Raw genomic sequence first — 24348 nt, forward strand, 5'->3', positions numbered from 1 at the left:
TGCGGTGCGGCGTGGGCGGTGAGGGCGCGGCACGGTGCGGCGTGGGCGGTGGGGGTGCGGTGCGGCGTGGGCGGTGGGGGTGCGGTGCGGCGTGGGCGGTGGGGGTGCGGTGCGGTGCGGTGCGGCGTGGGCGGTGAGGGTGCGGCGGGGCGTGGGCGGTGAGGGTGCGGCGCGGGCGGTCAGAGAAGGGTTAGCTGGGTGGTTTCGGGCTCGGGGGTTTCCGGGACGGCGAGATTGCGGGCCTCGCCGAGCTCGGGCCGGTGCAGGCCGTGTCTGCGGGCGGCCATGCGGACTCGCGCCGTGACGTCGCTCTGGAAGGTCTTCGGCAGATAGGAACCTCGGCCGTAGAGCTCGCGGTAGCGCGGCGCCAGCTCCGGGTGGGTGTGGCGCAGCCACGACGCATACCACTCCTTTGCGCCCGGCCGCAGGTGCAACGGCAGCGGGGTCACGCTGGTCGCGCCCGCCGCGGCGATCGCGGCCACCGTCTCGTCGATGGACTCGTCGCCGTCCGTCAACCCGGGCAGGATCGGCGCCATCAGCACGCCGACCGAGAAGCCGGCGTCGGTGAGCGTGCGCACCGCATCGAGGCGGCGGCGCGGGCTCGGAGTGCCGGACTCCACCGACCGCCACACCCGCTCGTCGAGGAAACCGACCGAGAAGGACACCCCGACGCGGGTTACCTCGGCCGCCTGCTTGAGCAGCTCGAGGTCGCGCAGGATCAGGGTGCCCTTGGTGAGGATCGAGAACGGGTTTGCGAAATCCCGCAGCGCCGCCAGGATCTGTGGCATCAGGCGGTAACGGCCCTCGGCGCGCTGGTAGACGTCCACGTTGGTGCCCATGGCGATGTGCGCGCCGGTCCACCGTGGCGCCGCCAGCTCACGCCGGACCAGCTCGCCCGCATTGACCTTGACCACGATCTTGGAGTCGAAGTCCTGGCCGGCGTCGAGGTCGAGATATTTGTGCGTGTTGCGGGCGAAGCAGTTGTGGCTGACCACCCCGTCGGCCACGAAGTCGCCGGTGCCGGTGGTGATGTCGAAGAGCGGCAGGGTCAGCCCGAGCGGCTCGATGTCCACCACGGTCAGCTGACCCTCGCTGCGCACCCCGACCCCGGACGCGTCCAGGGGCGCGTCGGTGACGCCGGTCAGGTGCCGGAAGCGCAGCGCGGCCCACAGGTCTCGGGCCGTCTCCACGGTCGGTGCGGCGCCCAGCGCCCGGCCGGCGGGCATGCGGCTGGCGATGCCGAGCCGGCTGAGCGCCTCGGTGACGTGGCTGAGGAAGATCTCGTCGCGGCTGGTGAAGATCACTGACAGCCGGTCGCTGCGCCCGGTGGACCCGAACGCGCCGGCCAGGAACCCCCGGAACCAGGCCTCGCTCGGGGACTCCGGCCAGCGCAGCGCGTCGTGCAGCTTGACCTCGTCGAGATAACCGTCGGCGCGGACCCAGGCGTCGCCCTCGCGGGCCCGGCCGCCGTCGCCGCGGATCAGCCCGCAGAGGAAGCCGGACTGGTAGTCGGGGGACTCCTTGGGCGGATCGGCGAAGCGCCCGACCCCGGGCAGGCGGTCGCCGACGGCCAGCGCCGGGCAGGAGGCCTGAGCCGGCGCCACGTGCCGCCAGCCGCGGTCGGTGAGGAAGCGGTGCTCGCCGCTGGACACCAGGCGGGTGCCGTCGGCGAGCGTGACGCGAAAGGCCGGCTTGCTGGTGGACCAGTGGTCGAGCACGGTGGTCGGCACATAACGCCGATGCGGCCCGGCGCCCATCGTGCCCATCACCGCGTCACCCGGTCGCAGCTCGGCCATCGGCCTGGTGCCGCCGTCGGCCATCAGCACCGGGGTGTCGCCGGCCAGGCAGTAGGTGCAGGCGTGCGAACAGCCCCGGTAGGGGTTGATCGTCCACTCGAACGGCACCCGGGACGCGCCGGGCACCTTGTTGATGATCGATTTGGCCCGCACCTCGAAGAACGTCATGCCACGGAAGGCCGGCGTGTCGAAGGTGCGCACGGTCGCGCCGGGCAGCGCCAGCGGCAGGGGTGGCGCCGCCGGCGCTGCCCTGTCAGGGAGCGAGTCGTGGTCGGCGCCGGGGGCCGACAGGTGAGACCATCGCATGGCGAAGATTCGAACACACGTTCGATGACCTTGTCCACCCGCGACACGAAGCCGCACACGAAAGGGCGCCGCGGACCCGAGGTCCGCGGCGCCCCACCAGAAACTCCTGCGAAATGCGGCTAGCCGGCGGTGTGCTGGTGCTCCTCGAGCGCCTTGCGCACGTCCTCCATGTCGAGTTCCTCGACCTTGCCGATCAGCGCCTCGAGCGCCGACTCGGGGAGGGCGCCCGGCTGGGAGAAGACGACGACGCCGTCGCGGACGGCCATGATCGTCGGGATCGAGCTGATCTTGAAGCGAAGGGCGAGCTCCTGCTCGGCCTCGGTGTCCACCTTGGCGAACGTGATCTCCGAGTGCTTCTCGGAGGAGCGCTCGTAGGTGGGGGCGAAGCGCACACAAGGACCGCACCAGCTGGCCCAGAAGTCGACGAGGGTGATGCCCTCTTTGCCGACGACCTCATCGAAGTTTTCTGCGGTCAGCGCAACGGTGGCCATGATCTCTCCGTCCACGGGAAAAGTCGTACGCCGGTTGAAACCCCACTTCACGGTAGTCAATTCCCGACGCTCCGCAGGCTGGAACGTGTGCTAGGGCACCTTTCGTGGAGTGCACCTGAAGTGCACGTTCACGCACCGTGACCAGCGAAGACGTGGCACCTGAACAGCCAGGTGGCAGCATGCGAGCGGGCAAGGTACATGCTCGATACATGCTCCTGCAGATGGCTGACGGTGTCGTGAATGCAGGATTCAACTGGAAACAAACTTAAAAAGTGACCTGGGTCACCTGAAAAGCCCTTCACATCAATACGGACGGTAAGGCAGACTTAGAGGCCAACAGAGCGTGGGCGGCGGGTGCCGGGGAGGGCCCCGCCGCTCATTGCGTCTGCAGATAGTCACGGAGCAAGCCCCCATCCGCAGCGGCTAGCCTCACAGCCCATGACGGTGGATGAGGCCGCGGACCGGATCGAGGTCGGCGTCGGCCCCTGGCAGGGCGATTGGCCGGTCGGTGAGCACTTCGACCCCGAGCTGCTCGAGCACGGTGACCGCCGCAACGTGGTGGACCGCTACCGCTACTGGACCCGCGAGGCCGTGGTGGCCGATCTGGACACCCGCCGGCACGACTTCCACGTCGCGATCGAAAACTGGCAGCACGACTTCAACATCGGCGCGGTCGTCCGCAACGCCAACGCCTTCCTCGCCCGTGAGGTGCACATCGTCGGCCTGCGCCGGTGGAACCGCCGCGGCGCCATGGTCACCGACCGCTACCAGCACGTGCGGCACCACTCCACCATCGAGGAGTTCGTCGGCTGGGCGGCCGGCGAGCAGCTCCCGATCATCGGCATCGACAACCTGCCCGGCTCTCGCCCGATCGAGACGGTCACCCTGCCCGAGCGCTGCGCGCTGCTCTTCGGCCAGGAGGGGCCCGGTCTCTCCGATCCGGCGCGGGCCGCGTGCGACCAGCTCTTCTCCATCGCCCAGTACGGCTCGACCCGCTCGATCAACGCCGGCGTGGCGAGCGGCATCGCCATGCACGCCTGGATCCAGGCACACGCCGGCCCGCCCCCGTACCCGTGAAGTGAAGGTTTGAAGTTGAATTGAATGAACCTCTTCAGGGGACGCGGGTTCGGCGGATCCGCTTGACGGGGGACCAGCCGGGCCCCACGGTAAGGGGGTGGGTGTCGCAGTAAGTTGCCCCCGATGTGCTGCACAGGTCCGGCCGCCGGACCTGATGCACAGCGAGTGGCGTTGTGACAGCTGCGGGGACGTGCCTCCGTTCCGGGTCGCCAGGCACATCAGCGCCGAGATCGTGGAGAGCGTGCTGCGCCAATCCGCGCCCACGGTGGACCACATGCCGCTCTGGTGCCCCTGGCCGTTGCCGCCCGGGTGGATGGTGACCGGAGTGGGATGGGCCGGCGACGAACGGCTCGGCGTGCGCGCCACGGCACTGGCGTGCAGCGGTCCCGATCCGCTCGGCGGTGGACCGGCAGACGTGGTGCTCATCGCGGAGCAACCGGGCGTCGGACTCGGCACCAGGTTCGGTGGCATCCCCGGGATCGACCCGGGTTATCTCATCGCCGAGTGCCTCAGTGACGGTGGTGGACACGGTGGTCCACACGCGAAGATCAAGGCCGGCGGGCATCGGATCCCACTCTGGTCGGTGAAGAGCCCGGCGGATCGATCGGCCTACGTATCCGAGGCGAAGGGCATGTGGCTCTATGCGGTAGCCTGGCCCGCGAGCGCGGGCTACTTCCTAGCCGAACACGTCGTATTGCATGACTTGTCCGACGGGATCCCGCCCGAGCTCGTGTATGGAGCGCCGTCACCGTTCCTGATCGGTTCGTAGCGGACCTTTCGGGCACAAAACGTTCACACAGCGCAGTGTTACTGATACCGTCGGTATACCGCGGGATGAGCCGTCACCCGCAACGGAGGAGAAGGCCCGCCATGATCAAGAAGGTTCTCACCTGGCTTGGCATCGCTTTCCTGATCTTCTTCATCGCCTTCAACCCGAACTCGGCGGCCCAGGTCTTCTCGTCACTGGGCAGCACAATCGGCGACATCGCGCAGGGTTTTGGAACGTTCTTCACGAACCTCGTCGCTTAACATCTTCTGATGGGTCCAGGCGAGCCGCGCGAACCGCAGAGCGAGGGCGCCCGCCGCCCTCGCGAGGATGACGAGACCTTTGGATACAACGATCCGGCCTTCGCCGATCCGGAATATCCCGAGGGCCCGCAGTACGCACAGGGCACGGCCTATGCGGACGATGCGCAATACGCCGAGCAATACCCGGAGAGCGAATACGGGACCTACGACGGCGACGACCGCGCGACCCGGGAGTACCAGCGTCCTCAGTTCACCGAGGAGGAGCTGGAGGGCCTGGGCCCGGACGGACCCGGTGTCCCCGGTGGATCGCGGCGGGTGCTTCCGCTCGAAGACGAACCGACCACACTGGTCTCCCGCTACCTGTTCCCCACCGAGCGCTACCGCGGCGAGTGGAAGCGGCACTGGATCCACCTCTCCGGTCCGCTGGGCATCGGCGCCGGCGCCACCCTCCTGCTCGGATATCTGGCCGGCTTCCTCACCCGGCAGGAGATCGACGGCCTGGTGACCGCCGCCGTGCTGATCTGGCTCGCGGTGATCGGCTGGGTGGCCTGGAAGGTCTTCGACTGGTACTTCGACCGGTTCATCCTGACCAACAAGCGCGTGATGGTGGTCAACGGGATCATCACCCGCAAGGTCGCCATGATGCCGCTGCTGCGGGTCACGGACATGAAATACGAGCAGAGCGCGCTCGGCCGCATGCTGAGCTATGGCACGTTCGTGCTCGAGTCGGCCGGTCAGGATCAGGCGCTGCGCGAGGTCAAGCACCTGCCCAACCCCAACGAGCTCTATCTGCGGGTGGTCGAGGAGATGTACGAGCCGCAGGCGGTCGAGGCCCGGCTGGGCAAGGACGGCGACGGCGGCGACGACGCCTAGTCCTCCGAGGACGACGCGAGCGACGGCGGCACGGTCACGTCCATCGCGCCCAGGGCCAGCCCGAGCTGGAAGCGGTTGTCCACGCCGAGACGGTCCATCAGCGCCCGCAGCGTGTTGGTCACCGATCGCGCGCTGATCAGCAGCTCCTGCGCCGCGGTCACGTCGGTGTGCCCGGCGGCGAGCAGATTGACCAGGTCGAGCTCGCGGGTGGACAGTGCGATCAGCGGCACCCCGGTGACCGCCGGGTCGACCGCGTCCGCCCAGCGGGACTCGAAGAGCTGGATCAGCGTGCGGATCACCGCCGGGTGGCTGATCTCGAAGTAACCACGCTCCAGGTCGGCCGGGTCGGCGGGCATGAACGCGGTCTGCCGGTCACAGACGAAGAGCTTCAGCGGCGTGTCCGGCGTCTCGCGGAACGAGTATCCCGCCGCCTTGTTCGCCCGCTCGGGAGCGACGGTGTCGCCGTCGCCGGGGGGCTGCCCGATCACCCGGAACGAGATGCCGCGCGAGAAGAGATCGTCGTTGTACGGGAACCGGGCGACATCCGCGTGCTCCGACTCCTCGTTGTTGATGACCAGGTGCTCGTGGCGCTCCCGATCCATCGCCGCGGCGATGCGCTGCCGTGCCAGACGGCGGTCGGGGTGGTAGCGGATCTGGTCGGCGACCGGCCCCGCGGCCCTCGGGTCGAGGGGCAGCCCGACGCCGGCCAGGCGCTGGTTGATCAGGTGGAACACGGCTCGGTGCCGGCGGACCGCCCGGGTGCTGTCGGACGGGCGCATCCGCCGGGTCCGCAGCACGTGCACGACCTCGTCCACCGGGCGGCTGTGCCAGGACATGGTGCGCCCGCCGCCGGTCTCGGCCGCCGCGGCGCCGCACTCGTGCAACTCGGCCAGCGCGCTCTCCACCCGCTGGCGGGCCAGTCCGAGCTCGGTGGCGAGCGTGCGCGCCTGCTGCGCGCCGAACGTGGCCAGCGTGCGGAACACCAGGTCGGCATCGCTGGTGAGCCCCCACCGCGCCAGGGACGGGATGGGGGCACTGACCGGCAGAACCGTCGTGGTCATGTCAGCCGGTCAGGCGGGGTCGACGCCGCAGCCGACGCAGTCCTTCGGGCCCAGGCTCGCGCCGGGGCCACCGGTCGTCGGCCCCGAGGTGGTGTTCGTCGGCTTGGGCGGCGACGGCGGGGTGGTGGCCGGCGTGCTCGACTCGCCCTTCACCGGCGCGCTGGTGCTGGTCGCGGGCTGCGGGCCACCGTCGGCCGGCGGGGTGACCTGGGCTGCGGAGCTCGGGAGCACTGCCCACATCGCGATGACGATCGCCACCAGGGCGACCAGCACGGGCACGAGCAGCTTCGGGAGACGGCGCGCCATCAGAGTTCCTTTTCAGAGATCTGGCTTCTCGAGTGTCGGAGCTGGAACGTGTGCCTTACGGAGGAAACCCAGCGCGAGGCCGAGCTGGAACCGGTTCTCCACGCCGAGACGGTCCATCAGGTTACGGAGAATATTCGTAACCGAGCGAGGGCTGATCCTCAAGTGCTCTGCCGCGCTCACGTCCGTGTGGCCCTCAGCGAGCAGCGCGATCAGCTCGCGCTCGCGTCCGGTCAGGGTGATCTTCGGCACGTGGAGCTCCAACAGTGAACAGGTGGCGGTGCCGGGAATGCAACCACAATCGGGTCACGGCGTCGATGGACTCCGGCGCCGTTTGCGGTATCCCGCAACGGCGCGTTTCGGTATCCCGCAATTTCCCGTGGCAGCTCCCGGCGCACGTTGACCACCTCGCCGCGGATCAGCAATCTGGGCTTCGGCGCTCGGGGAGCCGAACGGGGGAATGCCGCGGGGCCGGTTCCGACATTCAAACGGGGGATGTCGGAGCCGGCCCCGCGCGACTAGTAACGTCGTCGGGTGACCCGAATCGACCTGCACTGCCACTCGACCGCCAGCGACGGCACTTTGACGCCCGCTGAGCTGGTCCGGGCGGGTGCGGCAGCGGGACTCGACGTGATGGCGATCACCGATCACGACACCACCGGCGGCTGGGCCGAGGCGGCCGCGGCCAAGCCCGACGGCCTGAGCCTGGTGCGCGGCGCCGAGCTCTCCTGCCGGTGGCACGGCCCGGGCTGGCCGATCGCCCTGCACCTGCTGGCCTACCTGTTCGACCCGGGCGAGCCGCGGCTGGCGGCCGACCTCGCGGGGTTACGGGACGACCGCGAGCAGCGGGCCGAGCAGATCGTCGAGCTGCTGCGCGAAGACGGTGTGCCGATCTCCTGGGCCGAGGTGCGCGACTATGCGGCCGGCGGTTCGGTGGGCCGCCCGCACATCGCCCAGGCGCTGATCCGGGCCGGTCTGGTGGACACCACCGACGAGGCCTTCCAGTCGCGATGGCTGGGCTCGCGGTACTTCGTACCCAAGGCCGATCTTGATGTTTTCGAAGGGGTGCGGGCGGTGCGAGCGGCTGGTGGAGTGCCCGTTTTCGCGCATCCGCGGGCGACCAAGCGGGGGCGGGTGGTGCCGGACAGCCTGATCGAGGACCTGGCCGAGGCGGGGTTGTTCGGGCTGGAGGCGGATCACGAGGACCATTCGCCGGCCGAGCGCGCGGAGATGCGGGCGCTGGCCGGGCGGCTCGGACTGGTGGTGACCGGGTCGTCGGACTTCCACGGCGCGCACAAGACGGTCCGGCTGGGTGCCTTCCGGACCGCTCCCGAGGCGTACGAGAAGATCGTGGCCGAAGCCGCCGGCGTGCCGGTGATCGCATGAACCTCAAACTGTTCGGCGAGGTCTTCGTCACCCTGCTGGTGATCGTCGACCCGCCCGGCATGGTGCCGGTGTTCCTGGCGCTGACCGGCGCGTTGCCGGCCAGGCAGCGGGTCCGTGCGGGCACCCAGGCGGTGCTGCTCGCGCTCGGCGTGATCGTGGTGTTCGCGGTGGCCGGGCAGACCCTGCTCGACTACCTGCACGTGCAGCTGCCGGCGCTGCAGGGAGCCGGCGGTCTGCTGCTCATCCTGGTCGCGTTGCAGCTGCTCACCGGCAAGACGGACGAGCCCGAGGACCAGGTCGGCACCAGCAACGTGGCGCTGGTGCCGCTGGGCACGCCGCTGCTGGCCGGCCCCGGCGCGATCGTCGCGACGATGCTGTTCGTGCAGCGGGCCGAGGGGTTCGGCGAATATCTGGTGATCGCGTTCGGCATCGTCGCGGTGATGGTGCTGGTCTGGCTGGTGCTGCGCTTCTCCGGGCTGATCGTGCGGTTGCTGCGGCCGGGTGGCATCGAGGTGCTGACCAGGATCGCGGGCCTGCTGCTGGCGGCGATCGCGGTGCAGCTGATCGCCGATGCGGTGGCCTCGTTCGTCAAGCTGTACACGGCCGGCTGACGGTTTTGTCGTACCCCGCTGGCAAGATGGGTTCGTGCCCGTAATCTCCGAGCAGCTGGGTTTCGCCGGGATGCCCGAGCGACTCTTCGTCTGCACGCCCAGCAAGCTGGCGGCCTATGAGGACTGCCCGCGACGCTACCGGTTCTCCTATGTCGACCGGCCGGCCCCGGCCAAGGGCCCGGCCTGGGCGCACAACTCGCTGGGCGCGAGCGTGCACACGGCGCTGAAGAACTGGTATGCGCTGCCCGCCGATCGGCGCGAGCCGGGTGCGTTGCCCACGTTGCTCAAGGCCACCTGGGTGCGCGAGGGCTACCGCGACGTCGACCAGGAGCGGGCCACCTATTTCAGGGCGCTGGAGTGGCTCGAGGGCTATGTCGGCTCCCTGGACCCGGGCGACGAGCCGCTGGGCGTCGAGCGGGTGGTGGCGACCAAGACGGCCGTGCTGGCCTTCAACGGCCGGGCCGACCGCATCGACGGGCGGCGCGGCGACGACGGCCCGGAGGCGGTGATCGTCGACTACAAGACCGGGCGCACCGGGCTCGACGCCGACGACGCGCGGGGATCCCGGGCCCTCGCGCTCTATGCGTTCGCCGCCGAGCGGGTGTTCCGGCGCCCGTGCCGGCGGGTCGAGCTGCATCATCTGCCGACCGGCACGGTGGCGGCGCACGAGCACACCGAGGAGTCGCTGGCCCGGCACGTCGCGCGGGCGGAGGACACCGCACGCGACATCGTGGCGGCGGAGAAAGCGGTGGCCGCCGGCGCGGATCCCGACGTGGAGTTCCCGGTGCAGCCGAGCTCGCTCTGCTCTTATTGCGACTTCAAGCGCAGTTGCCCGGGCGGCGCCGAGGCCCCGGTCAAGGAGCCGTGGACGGCCGTCGCGCACCTCACGGCCTAGGCCGACTGGTCAGGCCAGGCCGGCGCGTTCCAGGGCGGCCTTGCGCATCGGCGGGACGCGATATTCCTTGGGCACCGCGGCCAGCACGCCCTGGATCAGCAGCCGCATCGCCCGCACCGACAGGTCGGCGGTGAAATCGGTGGTCGGCCAGCCCAGGCCGCCATACATCTTGCGGGCCCAGCTCGGCAGCAACGCGATCGCCGTGCCCGCCACCCCGAAATAGCCGAGCCGTGCCGGGCTCAGGTTGAGCGCGAGCCGCATCGCCGAGCCGCCCCAGATTGACGGCACCGGCGGCACGGTGAGGAAATAGGCCGTCTCGACGCTGTCCCTGGTCAGCTCGAGACCGGGCCGCATCTCGGCGTAGTAGGCCTCCACCTCGGCGGCCGTGGCCGGGACGGTCGCCGGGTCGAGCCCGACCAACTCCGCCGCCCGCACCTGCTCGGTGTAATAGGCGTCCACCTCGTCGTCGGTGAGCCGCAGCCCGGCCCGGCGCGCGGTGGTCACGAACGACTCCACCTCGGCCACGTGCACCCAGCGCAGCAGGTCGGGTTCGTCGATCCGGAACGTCTCACCGGTCTTCGGATCGGTGGCGGTCATCCGCGAGTGCAGCCGCCGCACCCGGCTCGCCGCCTGCTCGACCTCGGCGGTGGTGCCGTAGAGCACCGTCCCGACATAGATCGACGTGCGGTCCAGGCGCCCCCACGGGTCGGACCGGTAGGACGAGTTCTGCACCACGCCGGCCACCGCACGGGGATGCAGGGCCTGCAGATAGAGCGACCGGAGCCCGCCCATCGTGACGATCGGCTCCTGATGGACCTTCCAGGTCACCGATCCGGGGCCGAAGAGGCCGAAGTCCGCGTCCATGCCTCCAGCGTGCCACAACTTGAACGTGTTCAGCTCGTCGCGTCGGCACTCCGCAGCGCCTGGCACGACGGGCACAGGCCCCAGAACGTGATCTCCGCCTCGTCCAGCTCGAAGCCCTGCAGCCCGGCGCCGGGCTGCAGGCAGGGGCGCTCGGCGACGGCGCAGTCGACGTCCTCGATCGAGCCGCAGCCGCGGCAGACGATGTGGTGGTGGTTGTCACCGGCCCGGGCCTCGAAGCGGGCGGGGCTGCCGGCCGGCTCGATGCGGCGCGCCAGGCCGGCCCGCGACAGGGCGCCGAGCACGTCGTAGACCCCCTGGGTGGACACCGAGTCGAGACGCGCCCGGGCCCGCCGGGTGATCTCGTCGACCTCGAGGTGGCCGCCCTCGGTGAGGATCTCCAGCACGGCCAGCCGGGGCCGGGTGACCCGAAGGCCGCACGCCCGCAGCATTTCCGCACCTGTCGACATCGCTCCATGACAGCATGCGAGGCCCGCGGTGCTCAACCCGGCGGGTTGACGGGTCAAGGTTATTGAAGTTTTGAGCGATTCGGTGAACCGTTCGGGCGGGCCCGGCGTAGGCGCACGCAGGGGGATCATTGCGGGCCCAGCGTTGCCGCCTGCGTCCGATCCCGATAACTGAGGAGGCGTCCGTGTTCGACCAGATCAACGGCCTGCCGGTGCATGCCCTCGTGGTGCACGCGGCCGTGGTGTTCGTTCCCCTGCTCGCGCTGGGCGCGATCGTCTACGCGCTCGTTGCCCGCTTGCGATCACGCATCTGGTGGGCGGTCGGGCTGCTCGCGGTGATCGCGCCGATCACCGCGCTGGTCGCCAGGCTCTCCGGCGAGGAGCTCTACGATCGGCTGATCGCCCAGGGGCTCAAGGGCGAGGGCGCGGTGATCCTGAGTGATCACATGGACTACGGCACGATGACCTTCTGGCTCTCGCTCGCGCTCGGCGTGGTCACCCTGATCCTGGTGGTCGCCACCGTGCGCAAGCCCGGATCGCTGCCCAAGGTCGCCGACATCGGCCTGGCCGTGGTGATGGTCGCGCTGTCCGCGGCCGCCGGCTACTACGTCTTCCAGACCGGCGACTCCGGCGCGATGGCCGTCTGGGGTCAGTACTAGAAGCCTGCCGCCCGTGTCGTCACCAGGCGTCGTCGTCAGAAGACGATGCGGGCGCAGAGCAGGCACATCACGATCAACGCGATCGCGCCGGCCACCAGGCCGACGCCGTAGGTCACCGTGCGCGCCGAGCCCTCGGCCTCGGCCAGCGCGTCCAGGTCCTGCCCCGGCATGGTGCGCGGCGGCGGAGGCTGGGCGATCGTCGGCGGCCGCCAGTGCGGCGGAGGCGGGTCGGTGCGCGGCGGCCCCGGATATGCCGGCTCGGGCACCGGTGGTGGGGAGGCCGGGCGGCTCGCGGCCGAGGCATCGTCCGGCCGCTGCCAGAATGCGTCGTCGCCGCCGGTGGGGGTGCTCACGTTCACCGACGGTACAGCGACTGGGGGAAGACGAGAGCGGCGACGCGGCTTACCCTGTTTTCGTGGACATTCTGGATCAGCCTGAGCACGACGCTGATGGCGAGCGCACTGTCGACTTCGGCCCCGAAGAGGCTCCGCTGCTGCCCGACCAGACCCGCGACGACACCGAGCGCGGGTGGGGCGAGGTCGAGACCTCGAACGACGACCGTCTGCTCGAGGACCGCCCGCCGCACTGGGACTAGCGGGATCAGCTGGTCGTGGTGGCCGCCGGCTTCGCGGATGTGGAGGCCGGCTTCGACTCCGTGGACTTCGCCGGGGCCGAGTCGGACTTCGAGTCGGACTTCGACTCGGACTTCGTCTCGGACTTCGACTCGGTCTTGGTCTCCGTCTTGGTCTCCGACTTCGACTCGTTGGTCGACGACGCCTCGGCGGGCGTCTTGCGGGAGTCGTTGCGATAGAAGCCGGTGCCCTTGAAGACGATCCCGACCGAGTTGAAGACCTTGCGCAGCTTGCCCTGGCAGACCGGGCACTCGGTCAGCGCGGGGTCGGAGAACGACTGCACCGCCTCGAGGCGCTCGCCGCACTCGGTGCACGCGTACTGGTAGGTCGGCACTGGTCCTCCGGGGAAGTCGTCTGGCACTCCGTGGCTACGAGTGCCAATGCTGCGTCATCGGAGTTTATTTCGTCCACTCTTCAGACCGCACTGAGGCCTCCCGCGGGTGTGACGACGGCGTGCACGCGCTGGTCGTGCGGCTCGGCCGGCACCTCGTCGAGCAGTTCACCGTCGTGCAGCAGGGCGACCGAGTAGGCGGCGCGGGCGCGGGCGAGCACCCGGTCGTAGGAGCCGCCGCCGCGGCCCATCCGCAGGCCGTCGCGCGACACCGCGAGCGCGGGCACGATGATCAGCGGCACCTCGCGCACCGCGTCGACGCCGAGCCGCGGGCCGGTCGGTTCGATCAGACCCCGCGTCGAACGCGTGGCGCTGCCGTCGAATTCGGCCCAGTCGAGGTCGCCGTCCGGCAGCAGGATCGGCAGCAGCACGGTGCACAGTTCGGCGAGGCGCTCGGGCAGGTCGGCGCCGCCCGGTTCGCGGCCGACCGGGGCGTATGCCGCACAAACAGTCGGTTGCCGGGTGCGTACCCATGTGATGGTGGAAGCCTGGACCGACGCGTCCGCCGAGCGGCGGACGGCCTCGGGCAATGATCGGCGCGCTGTGAGCAGTCGATTGCGGAGCGCAACTTTTCCTCCGTTTGATCGTTCCGCGTCTAGGGCGAAATCGGACATGCAACACCCCCTTCCAAAAACCGGCAAACGGTGCACATCATGTCAGCATCCCCTCAAAGAGGGCCATTTGTGCAGGAGGATGCGTGACGCTTCGCGGCCGGCTCACCACCGCCTTCCTGGCGGTCGTGCTCGGCCCGGTGCTGCTCGGATCCTTCTTCGTCGGCTTCACGGTCACCACGGTGAACCGCGATCGTGCCGCCGAACGGCTCGATCATGCCGCCACGACGGTCCGCACGGCCATCGGCGCGGTCTGCCGCCAGCTGCAGGCCACCGCCGACGCCGTCGCCGTGCTGCCGCCGGACCAGCGCGCCAACGCCGCCCGCCAGCTCGTCGCCCGCGGCCTGGCCACCGAGATCACCGCGGGTGGCAGCCCGGACTGGCGGGACTGCGCGAACCCGGCCGGCGGCGTCGCGGCGATCTCGGCTAGCTCCGAGGCCGCCGACGGACTGCTGGTGGTCGCCGCGCAGGAACTGGACGCCGGGTTCGTCGACCGGCTGGCCGCCTCCAGCGGCGCGGACGTCATCCTGCTCGCCCACGACGGCGCGGACGCCGCCACCGTGCAGACCACCCAGGCCCTGGGCGCCGGCGGCGGGCGCACCGGCGAGATCAAGCGACTGCCCAGCGGCCCCGGCCAGCCCCTGCCACTCGCGGTCAGCGCGCCCGCCGACGACCCCCGCGGCCTGTACGCGCTGATGGCCATGGGCGTGCTGGTGGTGGCCGCCGGCGCCGTGCTGGTGGCCCGCTGGCTGGCCCGGTCCACCACCCGCCCGCTGGCCGAGCTGGCCCGTGCCGCCGACCGGGTGGCCGGCGGCGAACTGGACACCCGGGTGCCGCTGACCCGCGACGACGAACTGGGCCGGCTCGGCGGCGCGTTCAACCGGATGACCCGTGAGCTGCAGGCCTATGTGCAGGCGCTGACCGCCAGCCGCGACCAGCTGCGCGGCCACCTGGCGATCCTCGGCGACACCCTGTCCAGCACCCACGACCTGCACCGGATATTGCAGGTGATCCTGCAGACCGCGCTCTCCGCGACCGGCGCCCGGGCCGGACTGGTGCTGCTCATCGACCCGAAGGACGGGCGGCTGGTGGCCCGCTGCGCGGAGGGGCTGACCGGCCGCTGGGACGTGCCGGAGTCGGAACTGCATCGGCTGCGGGTGCCGCTCGGCGAGGGCGTGCTCGGCGCGGTCGCGGCCACCGGGGAGCCGCGGCGGGGGATCTGCGGGCTGGGCGGGCCGGCGCTGGACGAGCCTGCCTGCCGTACGTATGTCGCGGTCCCGATCTGCCCACCGGCCGACCCGGACGAACCGGACGGCGGCATCTCCCCGCTCGGGGTGCTGGCGCTCTACGACCGGCTGGGCTCGGACGAGTTCGACGACGCCGACCTGCACACGCTGCGCACCTTCGCCGGGCAGACCGGGGTGGCCGTGCACAACGTGCGGGTGCACGAGGAGGCGCAGCGGCTGTCGCTGACCGACCCGCTGACCGGGCTGTGGAACTACCGCTGTTTGCGTGAGTCGCTGCGCCGCGAGGTGGAGCGGGCCAGCCGGTTCGGGCGCATGCTCACCGTGCTGGTGCTCGACCTCGACCACTTCAAGGACGTCAACGACACGTACGGGCACGCGGCCGGGGACGCGGTGCTGGCGGAGTTCGCGCGGCGGCTGCGGATCGGGCTGCGCGAGGTGGACGTGGCGTTCCGGCAGGGCGGCGAGGAGTTCGTGGTGCTGCTGCCGGAGACGGACGCGTACGGCGGTGCGATAGTCGCCGAGCGGCTGGGCTCCGCGATTCGGGACATTCCGGTGCCGATCGATGGACGGCGGACCGATTCGGTCACCGGGCGGATGGTCGACCGGATCCCGATCAGCGTCTCCATCGGCATCGGGGTCTATCCGGAACACGGTGTGACCGCGCAGTCCGTGCTCGACGCCGCCGACGACGCTCTCTATGCGGCCAAGAACGCGGGCCGGGACACGTACCGTCTGGCCCAGGTGGTTTCGCGCACCCGGGCGGATGGGCAGTTCGATCAAGCTGGCACGGCGCTCGGCGGGCCGCAGCCGCCGCGGCAGAGTCGCGGCCGATAGTCTCGGCTGCATGTCCGGGCACGATCCGAGCGAAGGTGCGGTGACCTTTCCCATGACGACCAACGCCCCCACCGGCAACCGCCGGGCGGTGAAGGCCGTGATTCCCGCGGCCGGTCTGGCCACCCGATTCCTGCCGGCCACCAAGGCCGTGCCCAAGGAATTGCTGCCGGTGGTGGACCGGCCGGTCCTGCAGTACATCGTCGAGGAGGCGGCCGCCGCCGGGATCACCGACGTGCTGCTGGTGACCGGTCGCGGCAAGACGTCGATGGTCGATCACTTCGACCGGCGTCCCGACGTGGAGGCCCGCCTGGAGGAGAAGGGCGACCTCGAGCGGCTGGCCGCGGTGCGCCGCACCAGCGAGCTCGCGGACATCTACACCTGCCGTCAGGGTGAGCCGCTCGGGCTCGGGCACGCGGTCGGCACCGCCGCGTCGCACGTCGGCGACAACGCCTTCGCGGTGCTGCTCGGCGACGAGTTCGTCGACGTCGAGGAGCCGCTGCTGCCGTCGATGCTCGAGCTGCAGGCGCAGACCGGGGGCATCGTGCTGGCCTTCGTCGAGGTGGACCCCTCGGAGACCTCGCGCTACGGCATCGCCTCGATCAAGCCCACCGAGACCACCGACGTCGTCGAGGTCACCGGACTGGTGGAGAAGCCGTCGCCGGCCGAGGCGCCGAGCAACCTGGCGGTCCTCGGGCGTTACGTGCTGCCCGCGTCGATCTTCGACGCGATCGACAACACCAAGCCCGGCAGCGGCGGCGAGATCCAGCTCACCGACGCGATGGCCCAGCTCCTCGCGGACGGCACGCCGGTGCACGGCATCATCTACCGCGGCCACCGCTACGACACCGGCATGCCGCTGGGCTACCTGCAGGCCGTCGTGCAGCTCGCGGTCAAGCGTCCCGACCTGGGTCCCGAATTCCTCGGCTGGCTGCGCGAGTTCGTGGGGAGCAAGTAGGGATGACCGCAACGGCCGACGCCGAGGCGGCCGCCAACGAGCTGATGCCTCTCGCGGAATACCTGGGCAGCGTGCTGCGCAGGCTCCGTGCGCTGCCCCCGCTCGACCTCGACCTCACCCAGGCGCACGGCAACGTGCTCTCCGGTGACGTGCTCGCCCCGCATCCGTTCCCGGCCTTCGACCAGGCCGCGATCGACGGTTATGCGGCTCGCTGGGAAGATCTCGCGGCCGCCGGCCGCATCGGCTCGCACCCGTCCTTCGGCCGGTTCGAGGGCGGTCCGCGCCCGGTGCGGCTCAATGTGGTCGGCGACCTCGGCGCCGCGAGCTGGCGACCGGTACGCCTCACGCCCGGCACCTGTTTCTCGGTGGCGGCGGGCTCACCCCTGCCGATCGGCGCCGACGTCGTGGTGCCGGTGCACTGGACCGACCAGGGCATGGCCGCGGTGGAGATCATGCACGCCCCCAAGCGCGGTTCCGGGGTGCGGCGGGCCGGTGACGAGGTCGCGGTCGGCCAGGTGCTCGCCCCGGCCGGCTCCTACGTGACACCGGCAATGGTCGCCGTGTTCGCCGCCGCCGGCATCGGGCACGTGGTGGTCCGGCCCAGCCCGCGGGTGGTCGTGGTGGCCACCGGCGACGAGCTGGTGGACGTGGGCCGGCCGAGCCAGCCCGGTCAGGTGGTGGACGCCAACTCGCACGCGCTCACCGCCGCGGCCGTCGAGGCGGGCGCCCTGGCCTATCGGATCGGCATCTGCGACGACGACCCGGAAGGCCTGCGCGGACTGCTGGAGGACCAGACGCTGCGCGCCGACCTGATCATCACCACCGGCGGCACCGGCTCCGGGCCGGGCGACATGCTGCGGCGGGTGCTGTCCAGGCGGGACAATGGGCGTGGGGTCGTGGAGTTCACCAACGTCGCGCTCTCGCCGGGCACCGCGCTCGGCTTCGGCACGGTCGGCGGCGAGGAGGTGCCGGTGGTGTGCCTGCCCGGCGAGCCCGGCGCCGCATTGATCGGCTTCGAGGTGCTGGCCCGGCCGGTGATCCAATTACTGGCGGGGGCCGAGCCGGTGTTCCGTCCCAGCGTGAAGGCCCACCTGCTGGAAACCATCTCCTCGCCCGGTGGCCTGCGCGAATTCCGGCCGGCGCACGTTGCCGAGCGGCGCGGCGGCGGGTATACGGTGCAACCCCTCGCCGGTGGGCCGTACACTCTCTCCGGCCTCGCCGAAGCCAACGGACTGCTGGTCCTCGGTGAGCGGGTCACCTCGGCCGCGGCCGGGTCGACCGTCGACGTGCTGTTGCTTGACCGGAGGCGATGATGCTGGGGTCCGTGCCCGGATGGCCTGCCGTCCTGGCGGACGGACCCGTCACGCTGCGGGCCTACCGCCGGTCCGACGCGCGGCCCTGGTCCGAGGTGCGGATCGCCAATCAGAAATGGCTGGCCCCCTGGGAGTCGGCGCCGCCCGGGCCGTGGATCGAGATGAACTCCCCGCGCGCCTACATGTATGTCTACCGCGACATGAAGCGGGCCGCCCGGCGCGGCGAGAGCATGCCCTTCGCGGTCTGCCTGCGCGACGACGCCGGGCAGGACCGGCTGGTCGGCCACATCAACCTGGGCAACATCGTGCGGCGGGCGTTCAGTTCGGCGTACGTCGGCTACTGGGTCGACTCGCGGGTGGCCGGCCGCGGCGTCATCCCGACCGCGATGGCACTCGCCGTGGACCACGCGTTCGGAGCCGGCGGCCTGCACCGGGTCGAAGTGAACATCCGCCCGGAAAACGCGCCCAGCCGGCGGGTGGTCGAGAAACTCGGCTTCCGCGAAGAGGCCTACCACCCGCGCTACATGCACATCGACGGGCAATGGCGAGACCACCTCGGGTACGCGATGACGAGCGAGGAAATCGCCGCGGAGGGTGGCCTGCTGGCCCGCTGGCGCCGGATCCGTACCACGGCTAAATGATCAACTCAGTGTGACGCGCCCGGCGCGCCGCACCTATTTCCGCAGCTCTCGCCCTTAACCTCGAAAAGATTGCGTATTTCACGAGGTTGACGGGAGGAACCGGGTGCCGACCTCGGTGCTCCTTGCCGTCCTCGCCGCGGCCGGGCTGCTGGCCCTCGCGCCGGCCCTCGTGCGCAGGTACGACGCCACGGAACGACTCGCCCACGAACGGGCGCTTTCGACGGCGCGGGTGCTCTCCCGCCGCCGCCGGATCCGCACTGTGCCCGGGCGCCGACCGGTAAACCTGCCTCGCAAGGTCACGGTTACGGTCTCGGCCGCCCCCAATCTGCAACTCGTCACCGCCACCCGACGCCCGCCACGCCGGACGCCGCACACTCCCGCGGTCGTGCGCCGACGGCGGGTCTTCGCGGCGCTGCTGCTGCTCAACACCATCGAGCTGGTCGGTGTGCTGGCGGTCGGGCCGGGCTTCTGGATCGGCTTCGCGGTCACCGGGTCGCTGCTCGGGGTCTATCTGATCCACCTGCGGAACCGGGCCCTGGCGGACCGGCGGCGGCGCCGGATCGAAGCCCGCGAGGCGGTGTGGCTGGCCGCGCGGCAGGCCGAGGTGCGGCGGGAACAGGCGCGGCGGGCAGCGGCTCGGCGCGAGGCGCAGCGGCGGCTTGCGGCGCAGCGGGAGGCTGTCCGGCGTACCGCGATGGGGCTGGACCGGGAACCGGCCGAGACCGACCTGCCGGCCGTCGCGAGCGGGGGGTCGGTGTCCTATCGCCGGGGTGGCGGACTGCGCGGGCGGGCCTATCAGGCGGGCGGCCGGTCGTTCACGGCCTAGGGGTATCCCGTTCGCACCCGTTGTGGACGACCTGTTAGCCTTGTCGAGGCCCTTCCGAGGGCCATGGGGCTGTGGCGCAGACTGGTAGCGCACCTCGTTCGCATCGAGGGGGTCAGGGGTTCAAATCCCCTCAGCTCCACCCATATGGCTTTGACCTGCGGATACTCGCGGCGATGATCGATTGGCCCAGATCTGGCACAGCTCAGGGCTGATTCAAGTTCTTGGTGGCAGCCGAACGCAGCGCGGAACCGATCACGTTCCGAAGGCGTTCCTTCTTTGGCCACCAGTGAACGTACGTCTCCAGGGTGATCCGCAGGCTTGAATGCCGTAGTGCGTTCTGGACGTCAGTGGGGTCCACGTTCGCCGCGATCAGCGCCGTGGCGAAGTAGTGACGCAGAGAGTGGAAAGTTCCTTCCTCGGGCCACCCAGCGTCGTTGCGCCATCCCTTCCAGAGCTTGGACCATGCCTGGTCGTGAATCGGCCGACCGAGGTGGTCTGTGAACAGCAGCGCGACCGGACGCCTGAGAGCAGGCTTGCCAGGATCGGGCGTGCCCCGGGTGATGTCGGGCAGCTCGACGGTGACGGGCGGGAACTGGTGGGTGTGGTCGGCCAGCGCCTGGGCAACAGCGTCGTCCAGGTCGATCTCTCCGGTCGATCCTGACTTGGGTGGAGCGACGTAGAAACCTCCGTATGCCTGTCGTCCGGCCTGCTCCGTAGCTGGTTTCGGGCGCTACTCAAGGCGATTCTCAAGCTAACAGTCGGGGGTAGGGGCCCCAGCGCACTTTGGCTGCGGGCCCCAGGCGTCGACGGTGGGCCTAATCAGTTCCTTCGGCCGATTCCTCGGTTGATGATGCTCATGGGGAAGGGGCACTGGACATACGCCGAGTTGGTCAACGCCGTCCCCCCAGGGCTGCGCCAACTGCTCTCCACAAACGAGTACGGGTACGGCCAGACGCTCGACTTGCACTGCGCCCACACGTTGAACGTGCCGGTGCCTCCTGAGCACCAGGCGCTGGTGTAGGTGATGCCCTGGCCTGCCCATCCGTTTCCACACCCAGTGGGTGCGGCCGATGCTGGCTCAGCTACGGCCAACGTCGCACCCGCGATTGCCAGCACGACGAGCCCAGCTTTTGCGCGACTCTTGATGTTGATCCTCACGTGTCCACTCCGTGGTTGAGGAAATTGGATACACGAAACGTATAAATGTGCACTACGCAGCGCCATCGACCTGACGGATGCCGTATCGGCTCGCACGATGCGCCTCTTGCCAAGTCGGACGACCCTAAAAGAGGGATCAGGCCCAGTACATGCCACGCAGGGCGTCCCGGAAGGTCGAGGCGAATGTGAGGTGGCACCCAGCCAGACCCATCCAGCAAGATCATCGGGCACAGATCCGGCACAACAGAACACGTACAGCGTGGTCAACGGGTGTCAGGTGTTGAAATCCTCGCGCTGGTCAGGTGATCTATGTGCCCGACTTCTCACGTTTCCGCAGGTCGCAGGGTCTATGGGGTTCAAATCCCCTCAGCTCCACATATTTAAGGCCCTGACCAGCGGAAACGTCGGTCAGGGCCTTGATGTTTGTCTATGCGATTTTGAATCGCCCCCCGAAACCCCCCCCACAAACGCCTGTGGCGACCACGTTCGTCGGGCAGGTTCGGGCACAACGCCTAGGTCAGCCAGCATCCCGAATGCCTTCACGACCAGACTTCAGAACTCCCGTTCGGAGAATGTTGTCGGGTGGCTTGTGAATCTTGCGGTGTCACGGCCATGGGGCACGACGTTCCCGGATCGCTGGCGTCCACGGCTGTGCGGACCGCTTACCGGCCACGTGTACATCTTGTAGGTGATGGTCTGCGGCGCGACTCGTTCCTCTGCGGTGATCTCCTCGATCCACAGGTCGGCGAGCGTGCTGACGTGGGTTTCCCTGGTGATCTCGTCGTCGTTGGGGGCGACGCGGTCACGGAGCTTCTCCTTGAGCGCCCGGATGGCGGCTGGCCCGGTGGTGTCGGTGGCTTCGACATCGCGGGTCTTGCCGTCGTAGTCGCGGAACCGAGCGCGGCCAAGTTCTTCTGTGCGGATGTTGCCCCAGGTTCCGACGGGCAGGGGAGGTCGGGCCATGGGTCAGCGCTCCTGGTCGGTGTGGGCGTCGGAGTCATCGCTGGCGTGCCGCATCGGGCAAACGGGGCGACGTGTCGTGGTCGGCGGACCGCTGGCGGTCATCGGTATCTGCCGATACGGCCCCCAGCCTGGGGTGTGGATGGCGCGGGCACGGGTCGGGTGTCCTTTCAGCGTCCTGGCCCAGGCGCGCCAGGGGTGCAATGGCGCCACCGCAGGATCTGCGTTGGCCGGGGGCCGGTTTTGGACGCCGATCCACGCGTGCCGGGGTGGAAACATCAAGTCTGTGGGGCCGGCGCGCGTCGCCGGTGTCTGACCAGCTCGATGCCGAGTGGTGCCGGCGAGCCTCCGGCTTGTCGAGTATGGATTTGCGTTGCGAGTGCGTGGGTTCAGCCGAACTCGTGGAGTTTCCGCCGAGCCGGAACACCAGCAAGTCCTCGTGCTGGATGAGCCATTGCGGGTCACCGGCGTTGACGGCGTCGTGGACGTTCTTTCTCTGGAAGAACGAGGCCCGCGGTACCAGCACTCCGTCTCGGACTCCTGGTGCATCGCCTCGGTGGTGGCGAGGACCCCTGGACGGTCGCAGCCGCCGGGCCGGGGTAACCCGGCCAGAAGCAGTGCGACGCCGTCTTCTGCGAGGTGCCGGGCGCGGGCGGGCCGGTCATCTGTGAACCGAACCCGGGTGTGGTCACCGCCGGTGGTGACGGTGGCCGGGTGGCGGTGCAAGTACCGGGCGGCACTGGCGACGAGCCCGACACGCGGGCGTTCGGTGCTGGGATCGGGGTTGTGCGGGGAGGTCTGCGGCATGGGTGGTGGGCCACGTCCGCCGACAAGCGCTGACACTGAGGGAATACAAATCCGGGCCTCGACTTGGAGTCTGACCGACTGGCCCACCGGCCGCCGATCGCCCCGGGCGGTCCGTTCAACCCACGACGAACAAGATCCATCATGGGTTGAACACGCAGGTCAAGGATTGAACACGCCACTCCCATCCGGGACCAAAGATTTGATGCCTCGGCCCGGTTGATTCGGTGCGGCGTTGATGCGAGTGGGCGTTCAAGAAGCAGCCGTTCGAGTGAATCGTCGGAACGGGTCGCATGGCTACCGACGCTGGCTACGGTGACGATGAACGGGGTCTCCATCGAGGCCGCGGAAGCGCTTGACGACCGCGCGACGGCAGGGAGCGCGATGGAGCAGCAGTCACAAAGCCAGGTGAGCTGCACGGGGCGGACTCTGAACGTGACCGATGGGGTCCTGGCCGCCGCGTTGGAGGCGTACGTCAGCATCGGTGTGGACGGGCGTGTGGCGGCGTGGAACCCGGCAGCCGAGACCACCTTCGGCTACACCCAAGAGCAGGCATGCGGCCAGCCGATCGAAGATCTGATCATTCCACCGCGGTGGCATGCTCCGCACCTCGCCGGCATGCAGCGCCTGCTCGACGGAGGGCCGGGGCGCGTACTCGGGCAGCGGCTCTGCCTCGAGGCCCGGCACCGGGACGGTCACGAGTTTCCGATCGAGATGACGTTGACGACGACCGACGGTCCGACCGGGCGGCTCTTCCACGCCTTCGCCCACGACGTCACCGTGTCTCACCGGGCCCAGCGGTTCGCTGCGGTGGAGGCCGCTGTCTCTCGCTGCCTGATCGATGCTACCGGCAGCGAGGAAGCTGGTACGAAGGTTGTAGAGGCGTTGGGGCTGAGCATGGGTTGGCCGGTGGTCGAGTGGTGGTCAATCGACGACACCCGGCAGGTCCTGACCTGCACTGCACGGTGGACCGGTCGTGACGTGACCGAGTTCATCGTTGATGAGCTGGAGTACGGCATCGGCCTGCCCGGTGCGGTGTGCCGTGACGTCCGCCCTCGATGGATCCCCGACCTGGCAACTGACACGTCCTATCTGCGCAACCGGGCCGCGGCTCGCCACGGCCTGCATGTAGCAGTCGGCGTCCCGATCCACTCGGCCGGACATGTCAGCGGCGCTCTGGCCATCTACGGTGACCACGTCGAGGATCCCGAGGACAGCCTGATCAACCTGCTTTCTGGGGTCGCCGCGCGCGTCGGGCAGTACCTGGAACGGCGGCGAGCCGAAGAACTGGCGCTCGAACTCGCCCGGACCAAAGACGAGTTCCTTGCCATGGTTACCCACGAGCTGCGCAATCCGCTGATGGTGATCACCAGCACGGCCGCGTTCTTCAACGACGAACTCGATGAGCTGTCCGTCGCCCAGCAGCGCGAGTACCTGCACACCATCACCCGTAGCGCCGAACGTCTCGCCGCGATGAGCGGTGACCTGCTCGACCTGGCGCGGCTGGAATCCGGCCACCTCGCTATTTATCCCGCGCCGATCGACCTCGCCGAGGTGATCAACCAGGCGGTCGACACGGCGAAGGCCGGCGCCGCCGACAAACGGCTCACCGTCACCCTCGACATCGGTCGTGAACTGCCGCTGCGGGGCGACGCGGAACGCCTGCTGCAAGTTGCCGACAATCTGCTTGGCAACGCGATCAAATACACCCCTGCGGGCGGCACCATCACGATCACCGCGCACCTCAGCGACGAAGACGCGATCACCTGGAGCGTCGCTGACACCGGCATCGGCGTTCCCGCCGCCGAACGATCCCGACTGTTCCGCCGCTTTTACCGCGCCACCACCGCCATCGCCAATCGCATCCCCGGCACCGGTCTCGGACTCGTCATCACCCGGGCCATCATTGATCGACACCACGGCACCATCACCCTGGCCGACCACGACGGCCCCGGCACCACCTTCCTGATCCGCCTGCCCGCCAAGCCTCCGCCTGACTGCTTACAGCGGCATCCCAGCGCACACGGGCTGCCATCTTCATCGGGGCTCCACCACCATGAACAAGATCCATCCGATGTTGAAGACGCAGGTCAGGCATAAAACAGGGATCGGACGACCCCCATGATGGTCGTGGCTTTCATTTGATGGGCGCGCACGGCGG

27 protein-coding genes, 1 tRNA gene and 2 pseudogenes are annotated in these 24348 nt (G+C 69.6%); 17 read left to right on the plus strand and 13 right to left on the minus strand.

Features of this window, described 5'->3' with window-relative positions; all coding sequences use genetic code 11:
* Positions 1-179 precede the first annotated feature (179 nt).
* Together ACZ6TI_RS24655 and ACZ6TI_RS24660 are read right to left on the minus strand one after the other, a co-directional pair.
* Complete coding sequence (locus tag ACZ6TI_RS24655) at positions 180-2102, minus strand: intein-containing Rv2578c family radical SAM protein (protein ID WP_465347494.1); 1923 nt, start codon at positions 2100-2102, stop codon at positions 180-182.
* A gap of 119 nt (positions 2103-2221) precedes the next feature.
* On the minus strand, positions 2222-2593 hold the full coding sequence (locus ACZ6TI_RS24660; protein ID WP_465347495.1) for a thioredoxin family protein: 372 nt from the start codon (positions 2591-2593) through the stop codon (positions 2222-2224).
* A 438-nt stretch (positions 2594-3031) separates the two neighbouring features.
* Between ACZ6TI_RS24660 and ACZ6TI_RS24665 the strand changes: the two genes are divergently transcribed.
* From ACZ6TI_RS24665 to ACZ6TI_RS24680, 4 genes are all read left to right on the plus strand, one after another.
* Positions 3032-3670 carry a TrmH family RNA methyltransferase gene (locus tag ACZ6TI_RS24665; RefSeq protein WP_465347496.1) on the plus strand — a complete coding sequence of 213 codons (639 nt, stop codon included), beginning with the start codon at positions 3032-3034 and terminating at the stop codon, positions 3668-3670.
* A 97-nt stretch (positions 3671-3767) separates the two neighbouring features.
* A complete protein-coding gene (locus ACZ6TI_RS24670; protein ID WP_465347497.1) occupies positions 3768-4439 on the plus strand; it encodes a DUF6758 family protein in 672 nt (223 codons plus the stop codon).
* 101 nt (positions 4440-4540) lie between these two features.
* Entirely contained in the window at positions 4541-4699 is a 159-nt protein-coding gene (locus tag ACZ6TI_RS24675; protein WP_189078560.1) for a hypothetical protein, read from the plus strand.
* A gap of 9 nt (positions 4700-4708) precedes the next feature.
* Positions 4709-5572 carry a PH domain-containing protein gene (locus ACZ6TI_RS24680; RefSeq protein ID WP_465347498.1) on the plus strand — a complete coding sequence of 288 codons (864 nt, stop codon included), beginning with the start codon at positions 4709-4711 and terminating at the stop codon, positions 5570-5572.
* On the opposite strand, the gene ACZ6TI_RS24685 is transcribed toward ACZ6TI_RS24680, so the two are convergent.
* The 3 genes from ACZ6TI_RS24685 to ACZ6TI_RS24695 are packed head-to-tail and all read right to left on the minus strand — an operon-like array spanning position 5569 to position 7188.
* A complete protein-coding gene (locus ACZ6TI_RS24685) occupies positions 5569-6633 on the minus strand; it encodes a LuxR C-terminal-related transcriptional regulator (RefSeq protein ID WP_465347499.1) in 1065 nt (354 codons plus the stop codon). The genes ACZ6TI_RS24680 and ACZ6TI_RS24685 overlap by 4 nt on opposite strands.
* Positions 6634-6642: 9 nt before the next feature.
* On the minus strand, positions 6643-6939 hold the full coding sequence (locus ACZ6TI_RS24690) for a hypothetical protein (RefSeq protein WP_465347500.1): 297 nt from the start codon (positions 6937-6939) through the stop codon (positions 6643-6645).
* Positions 6940-6951: 12 nt separating this feature from the next.
* Positions 6952-7188, minus strand: coding sequence for a helix-turn-helix domain-containing protein (locus ACZ6TI_RS24695; RefSeq protein WP_465347501.1), 237 nt, complete (start codon positions 7186-7188; stop codon positions 6952-6954).
* A 282-nt stretch (positions 7189-7470) separates the two neighbouring features.
* Between ACZ6TI_RS24695 and ACZ6TI_RS24700 the strand changes: the two genes are divergently transcribed.
* The 3 genes from ACZ6TI_RS24700 to ACZ6TI_RS24710 all read left to right on the plus strand — a co-directional run bounded on the left by ACZ6TI_RS24700 (position 7471) and on the right by ACZ6TI_RS24710 (position 9828).
* Positions 7471-8322, plus strand: coding sequence for a PHP domain-containing protein (locus ACZ6TI_RS24700; protein WP_465347502.1), 852 nt, complete (start codon positions 7471-7473; stop codon positions 8320-8322).
* The gene (locus tag ACZ6TI_RS24705) at positions 8319-8933 is read left to right on the plus strand and encodes a MarC family protein (protein WP_465347503.1); all 615 of its coding nucleotides are present in this window, start codon (positions 8319-8321) and stop codon (positions 8931-8933) included. Before ACZ6TI_RS24700 ends, ACZ6TI_RS24705 begins: the two co-directional genes overlap by 4 nt.
* A gap of 70 nt (positions 8934-9003) precedes the next feature.
* Positions 9004-9828 carry a RecB family exonuclease gene (locus tag ACZ6TI_RS24710; protein WP_465347784.1) on the plus strand — a complete coding sequence of 275 codons (825 nt, stop codon included), beginning with the start codon at positions 9004-9006 and terminating at the stop codon, positions 9826-9828.
* Positions 9829-9837: 9 nt separating this feature from the next.
* Here ACZ6TI_RS24710 and ACZ6TI_RS24715 read toward each other — a convergent pair whose 3' ends face one another.
* A complete protein-coding gene (locus ACZ6TI_RS24715) occupies positions 9838-10692 on the minus strand; it encodes an oxygenase MpaB family protein (protein ID WP_465347504.1) in 855 nt (284 codons plus the stop codon).
* A gap of 29 nt (positions 10693-10721) precedes the next feature.
* Positions 10722-11159, minus strand: a complete 438-nt coding sequence (locus tag ACZ6TI_RS24720) for a Fur family transcriptional regulator (protein ID WP_465347505.1) — start codon at positions 11157-11159, stop codon at positions 10722-10724.
* 182 nt (positions 11160-11341) lie between these two features.
* Between ACZ6TI_RS24720 and ACZ6TI_RS24725 the strand changes: the two genes are divergently transcribed.
* A complete protein-coding gene (locus ACZ6TI_RS24725; RefSeq protein ID WP_465347506.1) occupies positions 11342-11815 on the plus strand; it encodes a DUF2231 domain-containing protein in 474 nt (157 codons plus the stop codon).
* 35 nt (positions 11816-11850) lie between these two features.
* On the opposite strand, the gene ACZ6TI_RS24730 is transcribed toward ACZ6TI_RS24725, so the two are convergent.
* Positions 11851-12168: a translation initiation factor 2 gene (locus ACZ6TI_RS24730; protein WP_465347507.1), complete on the minus strand. Its 318-nt coding sequence runs from the start codon at positions 12166-12168 to the stop codon at positions 11851-11853.
* Between the two features lie 62 nt (positions 12169-12230).
* Here ACZ6TI_RS24730 and ACZ6TI_RS24735 point away from each other — a divergent pair, with 62 nt between their 5' ends.
* Positions 12231-12410 (plus strand): hypothetical protein, encoded by a 180-nt coding sequence (locus ACZ6TI_RS24735; RefSeq protein ID WP_465347508.1) that lies wholly within the window; start codon positions 12231-12233, stop codon positions 12408-12410.
* A gap of 5 nt (positions 12411-12415) precedes the next feature.
* Here ACZ6TI_RS24735 and ACZ6TI_RS24740 read toward each other — a convergent pair whose 3' ends face one another.
* Positions 12416-12781 carry an FmdB family zinc ribbon protein gene (locus ACZ6TI_RS24740; protein WP_465347509.1) on the minus strand — a complete coding sequence of 122 codons (366 nt, stop codon included), beginning with the start codon at positions 12779-12781 and terminating at the stop codon, positions 12416-12418.
* Positions 12782-12861: 80 nt separating this feature from the next.
* The gene (locus ACZ6TI_RS24745; RefSeq protein ID WP_465347510.1) at positions 12862-13452 is read right to left on the minus strand and encodes a 5-formyltetrahydrofolate cyclo-ligase; all 591 of its coding nucleotides are present in this window, start codon (positions 13450-13452) and stop codon (positions 12862-12864) included.
* Positions 13453-13535: 83 nt separating this feature from the next.
* Here ACZ6TI_RS24745 and ACZ6TI_RS24750 point away from each other — a divergent pair, with 83 nt between their 5' ends.
* The 6 genes from ACZ6TI_RS24750 (at position 13536) to ACZ6TI_RS24775 (ending at position 19404) form a co-directional block, all read left to right on the plus strand.
* Positions 13536-15530, plus strand: a complete 1995-nt coding sequence (locus ACZ6TI_RS24750; RefSeq protein ID WP_465347511.1) for a sensor domain-containing diguanylate cyclase — start codon at positions 13536-13538, stop codon at positions 15528-15530.
* A gap of 52 nt (positions 15531-15582) precedes the next feature.
* Positions 15583-16485 (plus strand): UTP--glucose-1-phosphate uridylyltransferase, encoded by a 903-nt coding sequence (locus tag ACZ6TI_RS24755; RefSeq protein WP_465347512.1) that lies wholly within the window; start codon positions 15583-15585, stop codon positions 16483-16485.
* Between the two features lie 2 nt (positions 16486-16487).
* Positions 16488-17798, plus strand: coding sequence for a molybdopterin molybdotransferase MoeA (locus ACZ6TI_RS24760; protein WP_465347513.1), 1311 nt, complete (start codon positions 16488-16490; stop codon positions 17796-17798).
* On the plus strand, positions 17795-18439 hold the full coding sequence (locus ACZ6TI_RS24765; protein ID WP_465347514.1) for a GNAT family N-acetyltransferase: 645 nt from the start codon (positions 17795-17797) through the stop codon (positions 18437-18439). Before ACZ6TI_RS24760 ends, ACZ6TI_RS24765 begins: the two co-directional genes overlap by 4 nt.
* 103 nt (positions 18440-18542) lie before the next feature.
* A complete protein-coding gene (gene sepX / locus ACZ6TI_RS24770; RefSeq protein WP_465347515.1) occupies positions 18543-19265 on the plus strand; it encodes a divisome protein SepX/GlpR in 723 nt (240 codons plus the stop codon).
* Positions 19266-19330: 65 nt separating this feature from the next.
* Positions 19331-19404, plus strand: a tRNA-Ala gene (locus ACZ6TI_RS24775).
* A gap of 63 nt (positions 19405-19467) precedes the next feature.
* Here the strand turns inward: ACZ6TI_RS24775 and ACZ6TI_RS24780 are convergent.
* Positions 19468-19827: a tyrosine-type recombinase/integrase gene (locus tag ACZ6TI_RS24780; protein ID WP_465347785.1), complete on the minus strand. Its 360-nt coding sequence runs from the start codon at positions 19825-19827 to the stop codon at positions 19468-19470.
* On the opposite strand from ACZ6TI_RS24780, the gene ACZ6TI_RS24785 reads away from it, so the two are divergent.
* Entirely contained in the window at positions 19738-19926 is a 189-nt protein-coding gene (locus tag ACZ6TI_RS24785) for a hypothetical protein (protein WP_465347516.1), read from the plus strand. The genes ACZ6TI_RS24780 and ACZ6TI_RS24785 overlap by 90 nt on opposite strands.
* Positions 19927-21113: 1187 nt before the next feature.
* Here ACZ6TI_RS24785 and ACZ6TI_RS24790 read toward each other — a convergent pair.
* Positions 21114-21386, minus strand: a pseudogene (locus ACZ6TI_RS24790) (site-specific integrase); the annotation flags it as partial.
* Positions 21387-21797: 411 nt separating this feature from the next.
* Positions 21798-21921, minus strand: a pseudogene (locus ACZ6TI_RS24795) (site-specific DNA-methyltransferase); the annotation flags it as partial.
* A gap of 587 nt (positions 21922-22508) precedes the next feature.
* On the opposite strand from ACZ6TI_RS24795, the gene ACZ6TI_RS24800 reads away from it, so the two are divergent.
* The gene (locus ACZ6TI_RS24800; RefSeq protein WP_465347786.1) at positions 22509-24287 is read left to right on the plus strand and encodes a sensor histidine kinase; all 1779 of its coding nucleotides are present in this window, start codon (positions 22509-22511) and stop codon (positions 24285-24287) included.
* Positions 24288-24348: the final 61 nt, after the last annotated feature.

The sequence above is a fragment of the Actinoplanes sp. NPDC051388 genome (assembly GCF_055586225.1).